This is a genomic window from Verrucosispora sp. NA02020 (assembly GCF_013364215.1).
GTDB lineage: Bacteria > Actinomycetota > Actinomycetes > Mycobacteriales > Micromonosporaceae > Micromonospora.
On the sequence record NZ_CP054923.1, the window covers coordinates 154,344 to 174,304 of the forward strand.

16 protein-coding genes are annotated in these 19,961 nt (G+C 72.4%); 9 read left to right on the plus strand and 7 right to left on the minus strand.

All coding sequences use genetic code 11. The annotated features are described in order from the left end of the window. Nucleotides 1-56: 56 nt before the first annotated feature. The 3 genes from HUT12_RS00725 to HUT12_RS00735 form a co-directional block, all read right to left on the minus strand. The gene (locus HUT12_RS00725) at nucleotides 57-2,582 is read right to left on the minus strand and encodes a polynucleotide kinase-phosphatase (RefSeq protein ID WP_176092244.1); all 2,526 of its coding nucleotides are present in this window, start codon (nucleotides 2,580-2,582) and stop codon (nucleotides 57-59) included. Between the two features lie 88 nt (nucleotides 2,583-2,670). After that, a complete protein-coding gene (locus HUT12_RS00730) occupies nucleotides 2,671-4,095 on the minus strand; it encodes a 3' terminal RNA ribose 2'-O-methyltransferase Hen1 (RefSeq protein ID WP_176095607.1) in 1,425 nt (474 codons plus the stop codon). A gap of 246 nt (nucleotides 4,096-4,341) precedes the next feature. Continuing rightward, entirely contained in the window at nucleotides 4,342-4,554 is a 213-nt protein-coding gene (locus HUT12_RS00735) for a hypothetical protein (protein WP_176092245.1), read from the minus strand. A gap of 168 nt (nucleotides 4,555-4,722) precedes the next feature. Here HUT12_RS00735 and HUT12_RS00740 point away from each other — a divergent pair, with 168 nt between their 5' ends. Both HUT12_RS00740 and fbaA read left to right on the plus strand, forming a co-directional pair. Beyond that, a complete protein-coding gene (locus tag HUT12_RS00740) occupies nucleotides 4,723-5,106 on the plus strand; it encodes a phage holin family protein (protein WP_131055186.1) in 384 nt (127 codons plus the stop codon). Nucleotides 5,107-5,330: 224 nt separating this feature from the next. After that, complete coding sequence (gene fbaA, locus HUT12_RS00745) at nucleotides 5,331-6,356, plus strand: class II fructose-bisphosphate aldolase (RefSeq protein WP_131055184.1); 1,026 nt, start codon at nucleotides 5,331-5,333, stop codon at nucleotides 6,354-6,356. A 123-nt stretch (nucleotides 6,357-6,479) separates the two neighbouring features. On the opposite strand, the gene HUT12_RS00750 is transcribed toward fbaA, so the two are convergent. Continuing rightward, nucleotides 6,480-7,760: an LOG family protein gene (locus HUT12_RS00750; protein WP_176092246.1), complete on the minus strand. Its 1,281-nt coding sequence runs from the start codon at nucleotides 7,758-7,760 to the stop codon at nucleotides 6,480-6,482. A 251-nt stretch (nucleotides 7,761-8,011) separates the two neighbouring features. Between HUT12_RS00750 and HUT12_RS00755 the strand changes: the two genes are divergently transcribed. Next, nucleotides 8,012-8,440 (plus strand): DUF3151 domain-containing protein, encoded by a 429-nt coding sequence (locus HUT12_RS00755; RefSeq protein ID WP_176092247.1) that lies wholly within the window; start codon nucleotides 8,012-8,014, stop codon nucleotides 8,438-8,440. A 70-nt stretch (nucleotides 8,441-8,510) separates the two neighbouring features. On the opposite strand, the gene HUT12_RS00760 is transcribed toward HUT12_RS00755, so the two are convergent. After that, entirely contained in the window at nucleotides 8,511-10,847 is a 2,337-nt protein-coding gene (locus HUT12_RS00760) for a chromosome partitioning protein (RefSeq protein ID WP_176092248.1), read from the minus strand. Between the two features lie 71 nt (nucleotides 10,848-10,918). Then, on the minus strand, nucleotides 10,919-11,917 hold the full coding sequence (locus tag HUT12_RS00765) for a hypothetical protein (RefSeq protein ID WP_176092249.1): 999 nt from the start codon (nucleotides 11,915-11,917) through the stop codon (nucleotides 10,919-10,921). Nucleotides 11,918-12,042: 125 nt separating this feature from the next. Between HUT12_RS00765 and HUT12_RS00770 the strand changes: the two genes are divergently transcribed. Further along, nucleotides 12,043-13,332 carry an adenylosuccinate synthase gene (locus HUT12_RS00770; RefSeq protein WP_131056071.1) on the plus strand — a complete coding sequence of 430 codons (1,290 nt, stop codon included), beginning with the start codon at nucleotides 12,043-12,045 and terminating at the stop codon, nucleotides 13,330-13,332. A gap of 16 nt (nucleotides 13,333-13,348) precedes the next feature. Here the strand turns inward: HUT12_RS00770 and HUT12_RS00775 are convergent, their stop codons facing one another. Then, nucleotides 13,349-14,710: an IS4 family transposase gene (locus HUT12_RS00775; protein WP_176092250.1), complete on the minus strand. Its 1,362-nt coding sequence runs from the start codon at nucleotides 14,708-14,710 to the stop codon at nucleotides 13,349-13,351. Between the two features lie 368 nt (nucleotides 14,711-15,078). On the opposite strand from HUT12_RS00775, the gene HUT12_RS00780 reads away from it, so the two are divergent. From HUT12_RS00780 to HUT12_RS00800, 5 genes are all read left to right on the plus strand, one after another. Next, complete coding sequence (locus tag HUT12_RS00780) at nucleotides 15,079-15,987, plus strand: type IV toxin-antitoxin system AbiEi family antitoxin domain-containing protein (protein WP_176092251.1); 909 nt, start codon at nucleotides 15,079-15,081, stop codon at nucleotides 15,985-15,987. Nucleotides 15,988-16,145: 158 nt separating this feature from the next. Continuing rightward, on the plus strand, nucleotides 16,146-17,396 hold the full coding sequence (purD, locus tag HUT12_RS00785; protein WP_176092252.1) for a phosphoribosylamine--glycine ligase: 1,251 nt from the start codon (nucleotides 16,146-16,148) through the stop codon (nucleotides 17,394-17,396). Nucleotides 17,397-17,766: 370 nt separating this feature from the next. Then, nucleotides 17,767-18,390, plus strand: coding sequence for a sigma factor-like helix-turn-helix DNA-binding protein (locus HUT12_RS00790; RefSeq protein ID WP_176092253.1), 624 nt, complete (start codon nucleotides 17,767-17,769; stop codon nucleotides 18,388-18,390). 103 nt (nucleotides 18,391-18,493) lie between these two features. Beyond that, nucleotides 18,494-19,093: a hypothetical protein gene (locus HUT12_RS00795; protein ID WP_176092254.1), complete on the plus strand. Its 600-nt coding sequence runs from the start codon at nucleotides 18,494-18,496 to the stop codon at nucleotides 19,091-19,093. Between the two features lie 121 nt (nucleotides 19,094-19,214). Beyond that, nucleotides 19,215-19,847, plus strand: coding sequence for an OB-fold-containig protein (locus HUT12_RS00800; protein ID WP_176092255.1), 633 nt, complete (start codon nucleotides 19,215-19,217; stop codon nucleotides 19,845-19,847). Nucleotides 19,848-19,961: the final 114 nt, after the last annotated feature.

The following is a 19,961-nucleotide window of genomic DNA, read 5'->3' on the forward strand; positions in this document are numbered from 1 at the left end:
CGGCGCCCGCCACGGCCGCCCAGGCTACCGGGATCGCGAGCAATGCCCGGTTGGCGTCAGAGACGGGGGTCCACCGGCTCGGACTCGCAGGCCAGGATCGCGAAGACCAACTCGTGCCGACGCCACAGCGGGGCACCGTCGACCAACGCGTCCACCGCGGCCAGTCCCAGCCCGTGCTCACGCAGCGCCATCCCGCGTTTGCGTCCCAGGGAGCGCTTGCGCAGCGCGGCCAACTCCTCCGGCTCGGTGTAGCCGGGACCGTAGATGATCCGCAGGTACTCCCGTCCCCGGCACTTGATGCCCGGCTGGAGCAGCGAGCCCCGTTCGCTGCGGGCCGCCGGACCGGCGTACGGCTTGACCACCATGCCCTCGCCGCCGGCCCCGGTCAGCTCCAGCCACCAGTGGGTCGCGGTCTGCACCGCGTCCGGGTCGCCGAGGTCGACCACCTGGCGTCGGGTCGGCGTGAAGAACTCCGGGTCCGCCGCGCAGAGCCGGTCGGCCTGGGCCAGGTGCCAGCCGTGGTCGCGGTCGGCGTACCCGGCGGAACCGCCGGCCAGCACCGCGAACGGGGCCAACGTCACCCCGCGTAACCCGTCCGTGGGTCCCACGTACGCCCGGTAGGCGGACGTGTAGGCGAGCACGTCGTCCCGGCGACGGGCGGTCCGGTCGCGCAGCGCGGTCACGTCCAGCCCGCGCGCGGCGGCGGCGTCCAGCGAGTCCAGTGCCGCCGGCAGGGCCGCCCGGCCGGCGGCACCGACCCCGGCGTACTGCTCCCGGATGAGGCCACCGGCCTTCGCCGACCAGGGCAGCAGTTCACAGTCGAGCAACAGCCAGTCGGTCTCCATCTCTGCCCAGAGCCCGGCGGCGGTCACCGCCGCGCGGACCCGGTCGAGCAGTTCGGTGTCGAGCGGTTCGCCGAAGAACGGCCGTCCGGTGCGGGTGTGGACCACCCCGCCGCCCGGTCCGAACGGGCCACCGTTCGGCTCCCGGCAGACCAGCACCACCGCGCGGGAGCCCATGTGCTTCTCCTCGCAGACCACCCGGTCCACCCCGGCCGCCCGGTAGTCGGCGAACGCCTCCGTCGGGTGTTCCAGGTAGCCGTCGACGCGGGACGTCGAGCAGGGCGCCATGGTCGGCGGCAACCAGACCAGCCGGCGCGGGTCGACCGCGAAGCGGCTCATCACCTCCAACGCGGCGGCGGCGTTCTCCGCCGGCACCGTCAACGAGCCGTACGTGTGCTCCACGTGCCGCCGCCCGGCCACGTCGGTCAGCTCCAGCACCTCGTCGGGGCGGGACGGAGCGGCGACGAGCGGGCGCACCGGGGCGTACCACTCGCGTTCCGCCGGCACCGAGACCAGCTCGCGTTCCGGGTAGCGCAGCGCGGTCAGCCGCCCACCGAAGACGCACCCGGTGTCGACGCAGATGGTGTTGTTGATCCACTCGGGCTCGGGGGTGGGGGTGTGGCCGTAGACGACGGTGGCCGCACCCCGGTACTCGCGGGCCCACGGGTAGCGCACCGGCAGGCCGTACTCGTCGGTCTCGCCGGTCGTCTCGCCGTACAGCGCGAAGGCGCGTACCCGGCCGGAGGCGCGGCCCTGGTACTCCTCCTTGAGCCCGGCGTGCGCGACCACCAGCCGGCCGCCGTCGAGCAGGTAGTGGCTGACCAGCCCGTCGACGAAGGTGGCCACCTCGGCGGTGAACTCGGCAGGCTCGGCCGCCAACTGGTCCAGCGTCTCGGCCAGGCCGTGCGCCACCTTCACGTTGCGCCCGCGCAGCTTGCGCAGCAGCTTCTGCTCGTGGTTGCCGGGTACGCAGAGCGCGTGCCCGGCCGCGACCATCCCCATCACCAGGCGGAGCACCCCGGGCGAGTCCGGGCCGCGGTCCACCAGGTCACCGACGAACACGGCGGTACGCCCCGACGGGTGGGTCGCGTCCACCGGGCGACCCGCCTCGTCGTGGTGCAGCCGCCAGCCCAGCCGGAGCAGCAACGTCTCCAGTTCCGCCCGGCAGCCGTGCACGTCACCGACGATGTCGAACGGCCCGGTCAGCTCCCGGCGGTCGTTGAACATCCGCTCGTACCGGATCTCGGCGCGGTCGATCTCGTCGGTGCCGCGCAGGACGTGCACCTTGCGGAAGCCCTCCCGGGCCAACTGGCCGTAGCTGCGACGCAGGTCGCGTGACATCCGGGCGAGCACCTGCCGACCCAAGGTGCGGTCGCTGCGCGCCTCCGTACGCTCCCAGGCCAGCGCCTCCGGCACGTCCAGCACGATCGCCACCGGCAGCACGTCGTGCTCCCGGGCGACGCGGACCAGGCCGGCGCGGGCGTGCGGCTGGAGGTTGGTGGCGTCGACCACGGTGAGTCGACCGGCACGCAGCCGCTTGGCGGCCACGTAGTGCAGCGCGTCGAAGGCGTCGGCGGAGGCGGACTGGTCGTTCTCGTCGTCGGCGACCATCGCCCGGAACGCGTCCGAGGAGAGCACCTGGCTGGGCGCGAAGTGCCGGCCGGCGAACGTCGACTTGCCGGAGCCCGAGACTCCGACCAACGCCACCAGCGCCAGCTCGGGGATGTCCAGGACGCTCATGATCGCTCCTTGGAATAAGGAAGGGCACCTTGTTAACGCCTCCGGTAGAGCAAGGGCCCCCTATTAACTTTCAGATCCGGGTGAACGCTCAGATCCGGGTGAACACGGCGAGCTGGGTGGGAGCGCCCACCTCCGGGTCGTCGTCGCCGACGCCGGACGAGGCGGCCGTGTAGCCGTACGTCGCGCAGACTCGACGTACCCAGTCGGCGAACTCGGCGCGGGACCACTCGAACCGGTGGTCGGGATGCCGGAAGGCACCCGGCGTCAGCCCCTCGTACCGCACGTTGTGCTCGACGTTCGGCGTGGTCACCACGACCGTCGTCGGTCGGGCGTACCCGAACACGCTGTCCTCCAGCGCCGGCAGCCGAGGCGGATCGACGTGCTCGACCACCTCCATCAGCACCGCCGCGTCGTACCCGCGCAACCGGTCGTCCCGATAGGTCAACGCGGACTGCCGCAGCGTCACCCGGTCGCGCTGGCGCTCGGGCAACCGGTCCAGCCGCAGCCGCCGGGCGGCCGACGCGAGCGCCTGGGCGGAGACGTCGGTGCCGACGATCTCGGTGAACCGCCGGTCCCCGATCAGCGTCGCCAGCAACGTGCCCCCGCCACAGCCCAGGTCCAGCACCCGATGCGCACCGGCAGCCACCAGCGCGGCGTGCACCGCCGTCCGGCGGCGCGCGGCCAGCGACGCCCGGGCCCCGCCCGCGCGGGCCGGCACCTCGTCCACGTCGTCGTCCGCCGTCGGCTCGTCGACGGGCCGCTGGGCGGCCAGCCGCTCCAACGCCGCACCGGCCAGCGCCCGCCGGTGCGCCAGGTAGCGGCGGGCGATCAGCGCTCGCTCCGGGTGGTCACCGAGCCAACCCGCGCCCGCCCGCAACAGCTTGTCGACCTCGTCCGGCGCCACCCAGTAGTGCTTCGCGTCGTCCAGCACGGGCAGCAGGACGTACAGGTGGTTGAGCGCGTCGGCCACCCGCAGCGTGCCGGTGAGGGCCAGATCGACGTACCGGCTGTCGCCCCACTCCGGGTACGCCTCGTCGAGCGGGACGGCGGTCGCGGTGACGGCCCAACCGAGCGGAGTGAAGAGGCGTACGGCCACGTCGGCGCCGCCCCGGCAGCGCAGCACCGGCACCCGTACCTCCAGCGGGATGGCCGTACCCGCCAACTCCGGGCGGTCCCGCGACTCGCCGCGCAACGCCGACCGGAACACCCGCGACAGCGCCGAGGCGAGCAGGCTGGACGCGGCGTACTGCCGGTCGTTGACGTACCGCCCGAGGGTGAAGGTCTCCGGCGTGGTGGCCGAGTGGCGGCCCCGACCCCGGCCCTGCGCGGCGAGCTTCGCCGGGTCGACGTCGAGCAGCAGCGCGGCGGTGCAGCGCCGCTCCCCGGCCTCGGGATAGAAGACGTGCGCGGTGCCGACGGGCACGTCGAAGGTGTGCGTGCGGTCGGGGTGCTTGACCAGGAGATGGCCCAGGTCGGTCGCGGGGTGGTGCGTGGTGGTCAGGGTGAGCAGCACGCGGCTCATCGTGCCAGGTTGGTCGATCTTGTGCTCTTGGGTTTTGGCGTTGTCTCGGGGTGGGTTTCCGGGGAGCCCCACCCGCTCCGGGCGGTCAGGCTTGATCCCTGCGCGGGTGGGGCTCCCCGGAAACCTGACGTGTGCATGCGCCGTCGGAGGGCGAGGGGGGCGTGCTGCTCAGAGGGGGAGCTTGCGGGGTGGGCTGCTGGTCAGCGGGGAGTCCAGGGGGAGGGGTGGTGCGGGAGGTCAGCGGTAGTCGTCTTCGTCGGGGGCTACTACGCGGGCCTGCTCCATGGCGTCCCAGTCGGCGACCTCCAGGCCGCGGTGCGGTTCGTCCTCGACCTCGGCGGGGTTGACCACCGTGGCCTGCTCGACCGCGTCGGCCGGCTCGGCCTCCAGGTCGCGTTCGTCAGCGCTGAGGTGGTCGCCGGGGGCGAAGTCCTCGCCGGGCTGGCCCATTCGGTGCCTCCGGGATGTCGGTGGACGGTACCGCTCCACGGTACGGGCTGTGCCGGTGTCGCGCTGGGAACCGGCACGCCACCCGGCGGGGCGAAGAGCGCACCCGGGGTACGGCCGAGTCGGGCGAATCGGCCCACCGGCGGGCCGCCCCGATGCCAGGATGGTCCCGTGGGCTTCCTCATCCGGCTGGTGACGACCGCCGTCGCACTGTGGATCACCACGCTGATCGTGCCGGGGGTCGAGGTGACCGGGCGCACCGGCTACGACACCGTGTTCACCCTGTTGATCGTGGCGTTGATCTTCGGGGTGATCAACGCGGTGCTCAAGCCGTTGATCAAAGTGGTGGGCTGCGTCTTCTACCTGCTGACCCTCGGCCTGTTCGCGCTGGTGGTCAACGCGCTGTTGTTCCTGCTGACGGACTGGATCGCCGGCACCCTCGACCTGCCGTTCCACGTGGACGGCTTCTGGGCCGCCTTCTGGGGAGCCATCGTGATGGCGGTGGCGACCTGGCTGATCAGCGTCGTGGTGCCGGACCGTGCGGACCGTCGGTGAGCCGTCCGGCGCCGGGCCGGTTGTGCCGGGCTGGTCCAGCTACGGGATACTGCCCGCGTAGGACAGCGCGGTCCGGCGCACCAATGGCGATCAGGCGGCCATCCGGCCGACCGCCAACGGAGTTTCGCGCGGCTGCCCGGCCGACCGTCGACAGGCGGCCGAACGGCCGGCGCACGAAGAGCGGCGGCCGCACGGCCGTCAGCGGCAAGTAAGGAGCGTTCGACATGCCCATCGCTTCCCCCGAGGCTTACGCCGAGATGCTGGACCGCGCCAAGGCCGGCCGGTACGCGTACCCGGCGATCAACGTGACGTCGTCCCAGACGCTCAACGCGGCGCTCAAGGGCTTCGCCGACGCGGAGAGCGACGGCATCATCCAGGTCTCCACCGGTGGCGCCGAGTACCTCTCCGGCCCGTCGGTGAAGGACATGGTCACCGGCGCGGTGGCGTTCGCCGCGTACGCGCACGAGGTGGCCAAGAAGTACCCGGTCAACATCGCGCTGCACACCGACCACTGCCCGAAGGACAAGCTGGACAAGTTCGTCCGGCCGCTCATGGCCATCTCGCAGGAGCGGGTCAAGAACGGCCAGGAGCCGCTGTTCCAGTCGCACATGTGGGACGGCTCGGCCGTGCCGGTCGCGGAGAACCTGGAGATCGCCGAGCAGCTTCTCGCCGAGGCCGCCAAGGGCAAGATCGTCCTGGAGATCGAGGTCGGCGTCGTCGGCGGTGAAGAGGACGGCGTCGAGAACGCCATCAACGACAAGCTCTATACCACGGTCGAGGACGGACTCGCCATGGTCGAGTCGCTGGGCCTGGGCGAGAAGGGCCGCTACATGGCCGCCCTGACCTTCGGCAACGTGCACGGCGTCTACAAGCCGGGCAACGTCAAGCTGCGGCCCGAGGTGCTCAAGCAGATCCAGGACGCCGTCGGCGCCAAGTACGGCAAGGACAAGCCGCTCAGCCTGGTCTTCCACGGTGGATCCGGCTCGCTGCTGTCCGAGATCCGCGAGGCGCTGGACTACGGCGTGGTGAAGATGAACATCGACACCGACACGCAGTACACCTTCTCCCGGCCGGTGGCGGACCACATGTTCCGCAACTACGACGGCGTGCTCAAGGTCGACGGCGAGGTCGGCAACAAGAAGCTGTACGACCCCCGGGTGTGGGGCAAGGCCGCCGAGACCGGCATGGCCGCCCGGGTCGCGGAGGCCTGCGAGCACCTGCGCTCGACCGGTACCACGATGACCAAGTGACGTCCTGACGTCGCCGCCGACGGCGGCCGGTTCCTCCCACGGGGCCGGCCGCCGTCGCGTTTCTGGGCTTCGTGCAAGGAGGGGTCCCCTACTAACGCCTGGTGTATAGCAGGGGTCCCTTCCTTACACCGAGAACGGAGCTTTCTCCGCCGACGGTCGGAGGAGCAGACGGACCGCCTCGTGCACGTCGTCGGTGAGGTGCACGGTGCCGGAGAGGTCGCCGAACGGCGACGTGGACAGCAGGGGCTTCAGCAGTGACTCCACCGGCAGTTCCGAGGTCCAGTACTCGCGGTCCAGGAACACGTACGCCCCGCTGGCCCCGTCCGTGCCGTAGTAGGTCTTCGTGGCCGCCTGGAACACCTCCTGCACCGTGCCCGCGCGGCCGGGTGCGAAGACGATCCCGCCCCGGGCCAGCCGCAGGATGGTGTCCTCGCGGATGGCGTTGGAGAAGTACTTGGCGATCCGGCCGGCGAACAGGTTCGCCGGTTCGTGGCCGTAGAGCCAGGTCGGCACCGCCAGCCCGCCACAGTTGGCCCAGTCCAGGTCGCCGGTGGTCAGCGCGGCGGAGTCGGCCCGGTACGCGACGGCCGGTTCGCCGTCGTCCTCCGGTGGTGGCGTGACCGAGCGGCCGAACAGCTCCCGGACCCGCAGCGCCGCCGCCGTGTAGCGGTCGTGGTCGGTGAAGTCGGGTGCGGCGGCGAGCAGGTCGATGGCGGCGGTGAGGTCCTCGGCCGACCGGGTCGACAGGTACGCGCCCAGGTTGGCGGCCTCCATCACACCCGGGCCGCCGCCGGTCACCACCAGGCGGTGGGCCCGCGCCAGCTCCCAGCCCAGCACGGCGGCCGTCCGGTACGGCGCGCTGCCTCGGCGTACGGCGTGCCCGCCCATCACCCCGACGACGGACTGCGGTCCGTGCGTGGCCAGCCAGGCCCGGGTGGCGTCGGCCAGCGCGTTGTCCACGCCGTGGTCGTGCAACCGCTGGCCGAGCGCTTCGCGTACGTCGGGGAGTGCCCCGCCGTGCGCGCGGAAGTGCGCGTACACGCGGCTGTCGTACATCGCCTCGAAGCCGCCCTCGGTGAAGCCGGCGGCCAGTTCCTCGGGGGTGTAGAGGTGCGGTGGCTGGGTCGGGTACGGCAGCCCGGAGAAGGGCGGCACCACGTTCGCGCCGCGCCGGACCAGGTCCGCGCCGACCTGCCGGGAGGCGAAGCGGCAGCCGACGAAGAGGGCTCCGGCGACCTCGATGTCGCTGAGGTCGGGGACCGGGTCCAGGTCCAGCCGGAGCCCCTGGACGGTCAGCCCGACCAGGGTTCCGTCGGCGAGCCGTTGATCGAGTTCGGCCCGGGTCTGGATCTCGTTCAACCAGGTGTGCGGCTCGATGACGTCCGCGGGGGGTGGGGTCGGCACCCGGCCATCCTGCCCGGTTGCCGCAACCGTGCCCGAGCTGACCCCGACCGGCTGGGAAAGGTGGCGGGAGCCCGGCGGCCTGGCCGAGCTCCCGCAACTCCGGTTCCTGGGGAGGCTCCGGTCTTTTAGTTGTAGTGGAAAGGACCGGGCGGTGGCATGGGCCGCAGGCGTGACGGACCTCTCGGCCGTTCAGCCAGCCGGCTCGCCGGACCCCCTCGCGGGCCATGGCCGGAAGCGGGTTGAATGGGACGATGCAGAACCTCTTGCCGGAGCCCCCGGCCACGCTCCTGCCCGCACACGACGAGGCCGACGCCACGCTGGCCACGGCCGAGCAGGACGGCGGCGACGAGGCGTTGGCCGCGGTGGCCGGCCGGTTCCCGACGCACAGCGCCGCCTGGGCGGCGTTGGCCGCCCGCGCCCTCGCCGAGGGCCAGGTCGTCGCCGCGTACGCGTACGCCCGCACCGGCTACCACCGGGGACTGGACCAGCTGCGCCGCAGCGGCTGGAAGGGGCACGGGCCGGTGCCCTGGTCGCACGAGCCGAACCGGGGCTTCCTGCGTTGCCTCTATGTGCTGTCCCGCGCCGCCGACGCGATCGGTGAGGCGGACGAGGCGGCCCGCTGTGCCCAGTTCCTCCGTGACTGCGACCCGGCCGCCGCCGACGCGCTGGCCAGCAACTGAGCGCCCGTCGAGCCGCCGACTCGGGGGAGACGCTCCCCGGGCCGGCGGCCCGACGTGACGCGGTCGGGGTCTAGAGTCCCTCGGCGACCGAGGCGGCGATCTTGAGCCAGGCGTCCCGGGTCGCCGCCGAGAGTTGGGCGTACCGGATCGGCTCTCCGGTGTCGATGAGCCGCTCGTACGGTGCCAGCAACACGCCCCGGGTACGCGCGGCGAAGTGCTCCTGGATCGCGGGCAGGTCGATCTCCTTGCGCGACGGCGGCATGGAGACCACCGTGACCGCCTGCCGGACCAGCCGTTGCCGACCGCTCTGCTCCAGGTGGTCGAGCATCCGGGCAGCGGTCTCGGCCGAGTCGTTACGGGCCGACATGGTGACCACCAGTTGGTCGGTGGCGTCCATCGCGGCCTGCCAGTTCTGGGCCCGGACGTTGTTGCCGGTGTCCACGAAGATCAGCTTGTAGAAGCGGCTGACCACCTCACGGATCTCGCCGAAAGCCGAGGCGGTGAGCATCTCGCCGCCGGTGGCCGACTCGTCGGAGGCGAGGACGTCGAACATCCCCTCGCCCTGCGAGCGGACGTACTGCGACAGGTCACCGACCCGCCCGTGGGCACCGTGGAACTGCCCCAGGTCACGCAGCAGATCCCGGACCGTACGCGAGTGGAAGTCCTGCTGCGCGCGCATGCCGAGGGTGCCCTGGGTCTCATTGTTGTCCCAGGCCAGGACGTACCCGCCGCGCTTCTGGCCGAAGGTCATCGCGAGCAGCAGGATGGCGACGGTCTTGCCCGCCCCGCCCTTCGGGTTGACCACGGTCACCTGCCGGAGCCCGCCGAAGTTGCGGCGGACCGTCTCGATGTCCCGCTTGAGTTCCAGCTCCTGCCGGCCGGGTGGCAGCTTCACCAGGCCGGTCCGATTCACCACCGCCCGTACGCCCATGGTGGCGACCGGGTCGGCCGGGCGGACCTGCCGCCGCCGGGCGAAGTCCTCGGCGGTGGGCGGGACGCCCGGCTCAGCCGGGTTCCAGGCCGGATCGGGGTAGCCGACGGGCGTCGGGGTCGCGCCCGGGTAGGGCAGTTGCGGCGTCGGGGACGTCGTCGTCGGCGGCGCGCCCTGCTGCCAGGGTGCCGGGTTCCAGGCCGGCTGCGGCGGGAACGGTCCGGGCGGCGACTCCGCCTGATGCGGCGCCGGGTACGACGAGCCGTCCGGATACGGCGGCACCGCGCCGGGCTGGGTCGGCGCTACCCCGGGCTGGGTCGGGACTGCCCCGGGTTGCGGCGATGCCGCGCTGGGTGGGGACGGCACCGCATCGGGCTGTGGCGGGAACGGGCCGGACTGGGGCGGTGGTATCGGGACGCCGTGCTGCGGCACCGGCGGCACGACCGCGCCCTGGTGCTCGGGGAACGGACCGACGTGCGGCAACGGGAACGCGTCACGGTGCGGCGGCGGTACCGGGGTGCCGTGCTGCGGTGCGGGCACGGGGTACGTCCCGGCCTGCGGCGGCACCGGCCGACTGGTTCCGACGGCCGACGGCACCGGCGGAGGCGGCTGCATACCGGGGGCCCAACCGGGACGCGGCGGGCCGTCGGTGGTCTGGGCCGGGTCGCTGCCCTCCGGCAGGTTGGCGGTCGGGCGCTGCGGAGGTTGCGCCCAGGGCGACTCCGTCGACGGCCGGGGCGGCGGCGGGGCGTCGCCGAGCGGACGGTCGCCGCCGCCCGTCGAGGTCTCCGCAGTCCCCGCCTCGGTCCCGCCGCCCAGGTCCGGCCCACCGTCGTCCGCAGGCGAGCCGATGTCGGCGGCGGGCCGCAGGTCGGCGTCGGCACGCGGACCGTGGTCGGCCGTCGCGTCCGGCGGCGGGCCTGCGGTGCCAGACGTGCGCTCGTGCGGAGGCGCGAGCGAGGTCGGCCGGTCGAGGGTGAACGGCAGGTCCAGGTCGACCCGGCCGTGCTCCGGCTGCGGCGGTACGGGTGCCCAGCCGGTGGGCGGTGGCACACTCGCGCGCCCGCCGACCACGGGTGGAGGCACGTTCGCCCGCCCGCCGACCACGGGCGGTGGCACGTTCGCCTGCTCGCCGACCACGGGCGGTGGTGTCGGCGCCCATCCCGGCGGCGGACCTGACTCGCCGCCGACACCATTGGGCCCACCGGCGGTCAGTGACGGGTAGTCGGCGGGCGAGGGCGGACCGGCCGGCTGACCGGTCGACGGCAGGTGACCCGGCGGACCGGCGGTCGGCGGCACCGGGTAGGCCGAGCGGCCCGGGGGAACGGGCGGCGCGGCGGGAGGCGTCGGTGGCGTCGCCCATGCGGGCGTGCCGAAGCCCTCGACCTGGTCCGGCGGCCAGAGTGGTTCGATGTCCCGTTCCGGCGCCCCTTGCTGGCCGGGCACGTGCGCCCGGTCGGCGTTCTCGTCCACCACGGTTCCTCCCCCATTCCCTCTGCCGAGGATAGGCCCACCGGCCGACCTCGGCCGCCGACGCGGGGTGGGGGTCAGACCGCCCAGACCGCCCAGGCACCCGACTCGGTCCACCAGGACCGCTTACGGGTCAACTGCCCCTCCACGCCGTCGTCCAGATACGGCAGCGCAGCCTCGTCCCGGGGCAGCACGGACACCGCCCGGCCCCGGGCCCGACGTACCTCCAGGCGTACCCGTCGGCGACCCAGCCGTGACCGGGTCACCACCGGGACCGCCACCGCGACCTCGACCAGCCCGTCCGTCGGGTCGGGCGCGGCGAGCAGGGTGACGTCGTCGAGCCGGGCGTACCCGGCGGCGTTGCCGATCGCGCAGGCCAGCAGCGGGTCGTCGCCGTGGGAGAGCACCGCGTCGTCCACCTCCACCCGACCACGCCAGTGCAACGGGCGCCCGTCCTCGGCGGCGGCACCGAGCAGCGCGCCGTCCAGGGTCACCGAGCCGCCGTCGTTGCGCAGCAGGTCCAGTCGGCGGGGCGTGCCGTCGAGTACGGCGGCGGCCACCGCCGCCGGATCACGGGGCAGGCCGAGCTGCGCGGCGAGGTCCCGGTGCGTGGTGCTGCGGGCCGGATCCAGCGGCAGTACGCCGACGGGCGGCAGGTCCGGCACGGTCCGGCCGTCGGCCAGGTCGGCCGGACGACGACTCGGCGGCGGGGCGTACCGCCGGACCAACCGGCGTATCACGGCCCGCAACTGTGCGTCACCAGCCACTGCCAGCACGAGGCGGACCTTGGAGTCCGGGTCGGGCCAGGTGAGCCCGTCCGGCCGAGGCGGTGCGTCCAGTCGGGCCAGCACCTCGTCGATCTCCGCGTCCGATCGGGCGGTCACCGTCTCGACCCGTGCGCCTCGGGCGGTCAGCGCGTCTGCGCAGGCCAGCACCGGTACGCGCGGCGTCTCGCAGCGTTCCGGCCGGTCCGGGGCGGCCTCGGGCGTTCCGCCGCAACAGGCACCGCCGCTGCCACAACCGGCCCCGGGAGCGTCCCGCTCCGAGCCGAGGGTGAGCAGCACCACGTCGTACACGGGTAGGCCCCTCCTGCCTCTCGGCGCGACCCCTGCCGGTCGTGCCGTCACTACTTGTTAACCTGACACCCCGGGCTCGCTGACACGGTCGCCATCTGGCACCCGAGCCTTCTGGAGGCGAAGAGATGCCAGCGATCGTGCTCATCGGCGCTCAGTGGGGTGACGAGGGCAAGGGCAAGGTTACCGACCAACTGGGTGAGCGGGTCGACTACGTCGTGCGCTACTCCGGCGGCAACAACGCCGGGCACACCGTGATCACCCCTGACGGCCAGAAGTACGCGCTGCACCTCATGCCCTCGGGTGCGCTCTCCCCGAACGCCGTGATCGTCATCGGCAACGGCGTGGTGGTCGACCCGAAGGTGCTGCTGAACGAGATCGACGGGCTCGCCGAGCGCGGCGTGGACGTCTCCCGGCTGCGCATCTCCGGCGACGCGCACCTGATCATGCCGCACCACCGGGCGCTGGACCGGGTGGTCGAGCGCTACCTGGGCAGCTCCCGCATCGGCACCACCGGCCGGGGCATCGGCCCCGCGTACGGCGACAAGGTGGCCCGGATGGGCATCCGGGTGCAGGACCTGCTCGACCCGGGCATCTTCCGCAAGAAGCTGGAACTCGCGCTGCGCGAGAAGAACCAGGTGCTGTTCAAGGTCTACAACCGCAAGGCGGGGGACGTCGACGCCACCATCGAGGAGTACCTGGAGTACGCGGAGCGGCTGCGGCCGTACATCGCGGAGACCCGCGCGATGCTCTGGGACGCGCTGGACCGTGGCGACACCGTGCTCCTCGAAGGTGCCCAGGCCACCATGCTCGACATGGACCACGGCACGTACCCCTTCGTCACCTCGTCGAACCCGACGGCCGGTGGCGCGTGCGTGGGCGCGGGCATCCCGCCGACCGCGATCACGAAGGTGATCGCGGTGAGCAAGGCGTACACCACCCGGGTCGGTTCGGGTCCGTTCCCGACCGAGCTCTTCGACGAGAACGGCGCGCACCTGCGCAAGGTCGGCCACGAGTACGGCACCACCACCGGCCGGGAGCGCCGCTGCGGCTGGTTCGACGCGGTGGTGGCCCGGTACTCGTGCCGCCTCAACGGCGTCACCGACCTGGTCGTCACGAAGCTGGACGTCCTCACCGGCCTGGCCACCGTGCCGATCTGCGTCGGCTACGAGATCAACGGCAAGCGCGTCGACGACATGCCGATGACCCAGACCGACTTCCACCACGCCACGCCGATCTACGAAGAGCACGAAGGCTGGTGGGAGGACATCACCAAGGCGCGGACCGAGGACGACCTCCCCGAGAACGCCCGGCGCTACATCGCCCGCATCGAGCAGCTCTGCAACACCCGCGTCAGCGTCGTGGGCGTAGGCCCCGGCCGCGAGGAAAACGTAACCCGCCACCCCCTCCTCCCCTAACCCCAATGCCGCTCAGTTAGGGCGGTGGGCGGGTTGTCAATGCTGCTGTTTCGAGGATGTTGATGTTGATGGTGGCGTGGTAGTTGGTGCGGTCGATGGTGCCTTTGGCGCGGTGTTTGGAGATCGCGCGTTTGACCACGCGGGGGCTGATTCGGGTGCGGCGTGGGGGTAGCAGGTCGGCCAGGATTGCGCGGCCGATGGTGCCGACGAGGTCGATGACGGTGCCGGCGATGACACCAGCGGCTTGGGTGATCTGGTCTCGGGCGGCGTGGACGGCGATGGTGAAGCTGGCCCGGTCGGGGTTGGTCGTGGGCCGGCTGGCGGTGGCGTCAGCCATTGCCAGCCGGACCGCTTGGTAGGTGGTGAGCAGGGCGTGGACCTCTTGACTGATCCCGTTCGGGGTTCGGGCTCGTAGGACCCGTCCGCCCCGCAGGGTGGACTTCAACTCCAGATATGTCGTCTCGATCTCCCAGCGGTGGTGGTAGAGGGTGACCAGGTCCATGGCCGGGAAGCGGCGCTGGTCGGTGAGGGTGGTGATCAGCCGGTACCGGCCGACGTGGCGTTTACCGTTCATGCTCACGACGATCTCGGCGTCAACGACCCGGACCGTCATCGTGCCGATGACAGACAGCCAGGACCCGTCGCGATGGCGGCGGATGACGGGCAGCCGCCGGTCGTCCTTGTCGCGGATGAGCAGGTCAGCGCCGGTGCTGGCGAACTGTTCGATCATCTGACGGGCGGCGAACCCACGGTCGGCCAGCAGCAGCATGCCTGGGCGCAGGCAGCCCAACAGACGCCCCGCACACGTGAGTTCGCCAGTGCTGATGGGGGTGAACACCGCGTCGATGACAGCGCGGGTGCCGCACGCCACGACGGCGACCAGCCGCAGCATCGGATACCCCGACCCACCGTGGCTGCCCGCCTGACGCGGATAGACCGTCAGGTTAGCCGCCGTATCGGGCACGAACATGCTGGTGCCGTCGATCGCGCACACCAGCAGACCCCGCCACCGGGCGGCCCCCGCCGGCGGACCCGACAGCAACCGGAACAACGCCACCAGCGGCTTGTCCCCGACCCGACGGCGAGCCTGCGACAACGCCGAAGACGTCGGCAGCGCCACCGTCAACCCGTCCAGCCCAGCGACCAACCGAGCCCACACCTGCCGGTAACCGACCTCAGCGAACAGCCCCGCCGCGAGCAGCAGATACACCACCACCCGCGACGGCAGATCCCGCACCCGCGACTGCACACCACCGGCCTCAGCCAGAACGGCATCGACCATCTCGAACGGCACCTGCTGCGTCAACTCACCCAGATGGCCCGGCGCGAACCGCCCCGCAGCCACCCTGATCGTGGACGTGATGGCAGACTGTTCCAACGGCGGGGCTCCCGGTCCAGAGGCTGTCTTGGAGTGACAAACCTCTATACCGAGACCCCGCCGTCCACGTCTACACCCCGCTTGACATCCACCACACCGCCCTAACTGAGCGGCATTGCGCCGTCCACGTCTACACCCCGCTTGACATCCACCACACCGCCCTAACTGAGCGGCATTGCCCCTAACCCCCCCACCCCCCACCTCCCCACCCTCCTCTCCGCGTTGATCAAGAAGTTTTGGTCACGGTGGGAGGTCCCGGGTGACCCAAATCCCTTGATCAACTCCGCAGGCGGCGGAGGTTGTCCACAGGGGGCGGCGGGTTATCCACAGGGGTGGAAAAGTGGGGCTGCGGGCGGTGGGGTGGGGGGATGGGGGAGACGGGACTCGGGGCGCGAAGCGGTGTGGTGACGGTGGAACAGGCGCTGTCGGCGGGGTTCACTCGGGGGCAGATCCGCCACCTGGTCCGGTCGGGGCGTTGGGTCAGGCTGGCCCGGGGGCGCTTCACGCCGTCCACCGAACCTGACCCGTTGGCGCTACGACGGGCCCGGATCCGGGCGGCGGTGGACAGTCTGGGGCCGGAGGCGGTGGCCGTGCTGGGGACCGCCGCCGAGATGCACGGGATCGCCGGGCTGCGTGCCGCGTCCGAGATCCACGTCTCGGTGCCGGTGCAGTGCCCGCGCCCGCAGCGGCGTACGGATCCGGAAATCGTCGTACACCAGTTGACCCTGGGTTCAGAGGATGTCGAGGTGCTGGCCGGTGTGCCGGTCACCACGGCTGTGCGTACCGTCGCCGACGTCATCCTGCGCGCAGACCGGTACCCGGCGGTCTGCGTCCTGGACTCGGCCCTCAACAAGCGGCTGCTCACCGAGGCGGACCTGGCGTCGATCCCCGCTCTGATCGCCGGACGGCGCGGTGCGGTCGCCGCCCGGCGGCACCTCACCGAGACGGACGGCCGGGCCCAGTCACCGTTGGAGACGCGTGCCCGGCTGCGGTGCGTCGACGGCGGTGTCCCGCCGGACGTGCTCCAGGTCGAGGTTCGAGACGAGGACGGCTGGCTCCTGGGCGTCGGTGACCTGGGCTGGCGCCGGGCCCGCCTGATCGCCGAGGCGGACGGCAGAGGGCCGCACGACGGACCGCAGGCGATCTACGCGGACCGGATGCGACAGAACCGTCTGGTCAACGCCGGCTGGCGCATCCTCCGTTTCACCTGGTCCGACACCCTCCACCCCGACTACATCCCGCAAACCGTCAAACAAGCCCTCCGCACCCCCCACTAACCCCGCCGCCCCAGCCTCACGCGGCCCGCCCTGCCCCGCCCGCACTGCCCGGCCCGCCTACCTCGTTGATCAAGAAGTTTGGGCGTCTACACGCCGGAATTGAGACGCGAACTTCTTGATCAACAGGGTCGAGGAGGGTGGTGGGTAGGATGCCGGCTGTGCGTGTTCTGTTGCTGGGTAGTGGTGGACGGGAGCACGCGCTTGCGCTGCGGCTCGCCGAGGATCCGACCGTTGAGCAGGTGATCGCGGCACCGGGCAATCCCGGCATCGCGGGCGTTGCCGAGCTGCGGGAGGTCGTGGCGACCGATCCCGAAGCCGTGGCGGCACTCGCGGTCGAGGTGGCCGCCGACCTGGTCGTGATCGGGCCGGAGGCGCCGCTGGTCGCCGGAGTCGCCGACGCGCTGCGGGCCAAGGGCATCGCGGTGTTCGGCCCGTCGGCCGAGGCGGCGCAGCTGGAAGGCTCCAAGACGTTCGCCAAGGACGTGATGACGGCCGCCGGTGTGCCCACGGCCCGCGCCCACACCTGCACCGACGAGGCGGGTACGGCCGCTGCCCTGGACGAGTTCGGGCCGCCGTACGTGGTGAAGAACGACGGGCTCGCCGCCGGCAAGGGCGTGGTGGTGACCGAGGACCGCGACGCCGCGCTGCGGCACGCCGCCGAGTGCGGTCGGGTGGTCGTCGAGGAGTACCTGGCCGGCCCGGAGGTCTCGCTGTTCGTGGTGACCGACGGCGAGGCCGCCGTGCCGCTGCTGCCGGCGCAGGACTTCAAGCGGGTCGGTGACGGTGACAGCGGCCCGAACACCGGCGGCATGGGTGCGTACGCGCCGCTGCCCTGGGCGCCGTCCGACCTGGTCGATGACGTGATGCGGGACGTCGTGCACCCCACGCTGGTCGAGATGCGTCGTCGGGGCACGCCCTTCGCCGGCCTGCTCTACGTCGGGCTGGCGATCACCGCCGACGGTCCCCGGGTGATCGAGTTCAACGCCCGCTTCGGCGACCCGGAGACCCAGGTGGTGCTCGCCCTGCTGGAGACGCCGCTGGCCGGTCTGCTGCACGCCGCCGCCACCGGCACGCTGGCCGAGCACCCGCCGCTGCGCTGGCACGACGGCGCGGCGGTGACCGTGGTGGTCGCCGCCGAGGGCTATCCGGCCCCGCCGCGTACCGGTGACGTGATCACCGGCGCGGACCGCCCGGGCGTCATCCACGCCGGCACCGCCCGCCGGGCCGCCGACGGTGCCCTGCTCTCCGCCGGCGGCCGGGTCCTCTGCGGTACGGCCACCGGCCCCGACCTGGCCGCCGCGCGCGACGCCGCCTACGAACTGGTACGCGGCATCACGCTGGCCGGGTCGCACCACCGTGGCGACATCGCTTCGTCCGCGATCGACGGCAGGATCACGCTCCCCGCCTGAGCCCTCCGAAGCGGCCCCGGCCAGTCCGGCGGCCTGTCCCTGCCCCGGCGACGTCACCCAATCCGGTGTCGCCTGCGCCCTGACGGTGTCGCCCAGTCCGATGGCTCGCCCGACCCTGGCGGTGTCGACCGGCCCGGTGTCGACCGGCGGGTCGGCTGTCCGGCTGCCCTGATGGTGCTGATCCGGTTCGGCCGGCGAGCCGCCGCGCCGGACGTCGCTGACCGAACGGTCGGCGGTTGTGGTCGACGGGCCGCAACGCAATCACCTCCCCGCAGCGTATTAGTGGCTAGCGCGGTGTCCAGGAACGTTGGCGGTGTCGCGGCGCGGCCCGGTGAACGTTTCTGGACACCGCACTAGGGAGGGAGGCGGGATGGCAGCCGACGAGTTCGAGACGTTCGTCCACCGGTCCGCGCCGGTGCTGCGCCGGTACGCGCGTGCGGTCGCCGCAGACCCGGACCGGGCGGAGGATCTTCTCCAGGAGACCTACGTCCGGGTGGCCGGGGTGTGGCATCGGGTGCTCGCCGACGGCAACCCGGTCGAGTACGCGAAAGTCGAGATGATCCGGCTGCACACCGGTCGGCTCCGGACGCTGGTCCGCCTGCTCCGGCCCACTCCGTCGGCGTCTCCGCCGGTCGCCGACGGCAGGTCCGGCCGCCAGAGCGAACCCGGCCGTGTCGCCGAGAGCGGATCCGATCGCGTGGCCGACAGTGGGCCCGATCGCGTGGCCGACAGTGGGCCCGATCGCGTGGCCGACCTCGGGTCCGAACGCGTCGAGGACGGTGGCCTGCTGCGTCGACTGCTGGCCGGGCTGCCACCCGTGCAACGGGCGGTGCTCGTCCTGGCGTACCTCGACGATCTCGACGACGCAGCGATCGCCGAGGCTGTCGGGCGACGTCCGGCGGCCGTCCGGTCCCTGCGGCGCCGGGCGCTCGACGCGATCCGCCCGGGACTGCCGGCCGTCCGTGCCGGAGCCCTCCCGGAGGTCGTGCGATGACCGGCGCCGTTCCCCGAGGCCGCGCGATGACCGGAGCCGTTCCCCGAGGCCGGAGCCCATCGGGATGTGACGGCATGACCGGAGTCGATCGGGAGGTGGCGCGATGACCGACGTCCGGGATGCTCTTCGGGAGGTCTGGGACGGCGGGCCCGGCGGGGGTATGCCGGGTCCGGATCCGCTCCCGGCGGTGCGGGCCCGCCTGCGTCGTCGTCGCCGGGTCCAGGCCGTCGCCGTGGCGTTGGCGCTCTGCACGGTGGTCGGCCTGGGGGTCTTCACCGTGGTGACGGCCGGTCGACCGGCACCAGCGTCGCCGGCCGCGGCGCCCGCCAGTCCCACCGTGCCCGAACTACGTGGCCTGCCGGCCTATCTGCGGCCGGCCGACCCCGCCGAGGCGGTGCTGCGGATGGCGCGTCCGCAGGCGGTGCCGACCGGCGACCGGGTGGCGTACGAGGGGGACGGCCCGGTGATCCGGGTGGTCGCGGTCTTCGACTTCGAGGCGGCGCTGGGGCTCCCCGGGGTATCCCGCGAGGTCACCGTGGCGACTGCGGCGCAGGTGCTGGCCACGGACGACGTGGCGACCTCGACGGCGTACCTGTCGGCGTGGCTTCCCGACGGGCGTACCCTGTTCGTTTCCGTGACCGGGGACACGCCGCAGGTCCGTGCGGCGACGGTGGACGCTCTCGTGACGGCCAACCTGGGCTGATCTTGGCCGGTCAGACCGGGTGGACCGGCCGATCGGCCCTGACCATGCGGTTGACATCCCGTGTCACGATCATCGTGCCGGTGGCCTGCTCGGGCCGCCGGGTGCGGGGGAGGAGGACAAGGTGACCGGCTTTCTCGGCACGGCACTCAGTTTCCCCACCGTGCTGTTCAGCTTCCTGCTCGTGGTCGTCGTCGGCTACTGGCTGCTGGTGCTGACCGGGGTGCTGGATCTGGGCGACGACCTGGACGTCGACGGCGGACCGGGTACGTTCCTCGCCGGTCTCGGGCTCGGCGGCGTACCCAGTGCGATCATCTTCTCCCTGCTCGTCGCGGTGGCCTGGTTCGTCAGCCTGGCCGGTACCGCGCTGCTCGACGGCATCGGGCTCGGCGCCGGCACCCGGATCGCGGTCTCGATCGGCGTGCTGCTGGCCGCCGCGTTCTGCGCGTACGCGGTGACCCGGCTGGTCGCGGTGCCGTTGGGACGCCTCTTCCCGACCGATTCGGACGCCAGCCGTAACACCTTCGTCGGCCGCCTCTGTGTGGTGCGGACCGGTACGGTCACCGCCGACTTCGGTCAGGCCGAGGTGACGGCGGCGGACGGCTCGTCGGCCGTGGTGCAGGTCCGGCAGCCGGGCGACGAGAAGATGACGGCCGGCACTTCCGCGTTGATCTACGACTACGACACCGAGGGTGAGTTCTTCTGGGTGATGCCCGCCGGGCCCACCTTCGACCCCCTGAGACATGCCCCCGAGTAATCGCCCCTGGTGAGTCCGCTTCCGCGCGGATCACCCCGACCTCGCCCGAGGCGGTCGGTGCGAACCCCCTTCGTCCGGCCCGCCCGCCACGCTGCCCCTGACGTATCCCCTCGA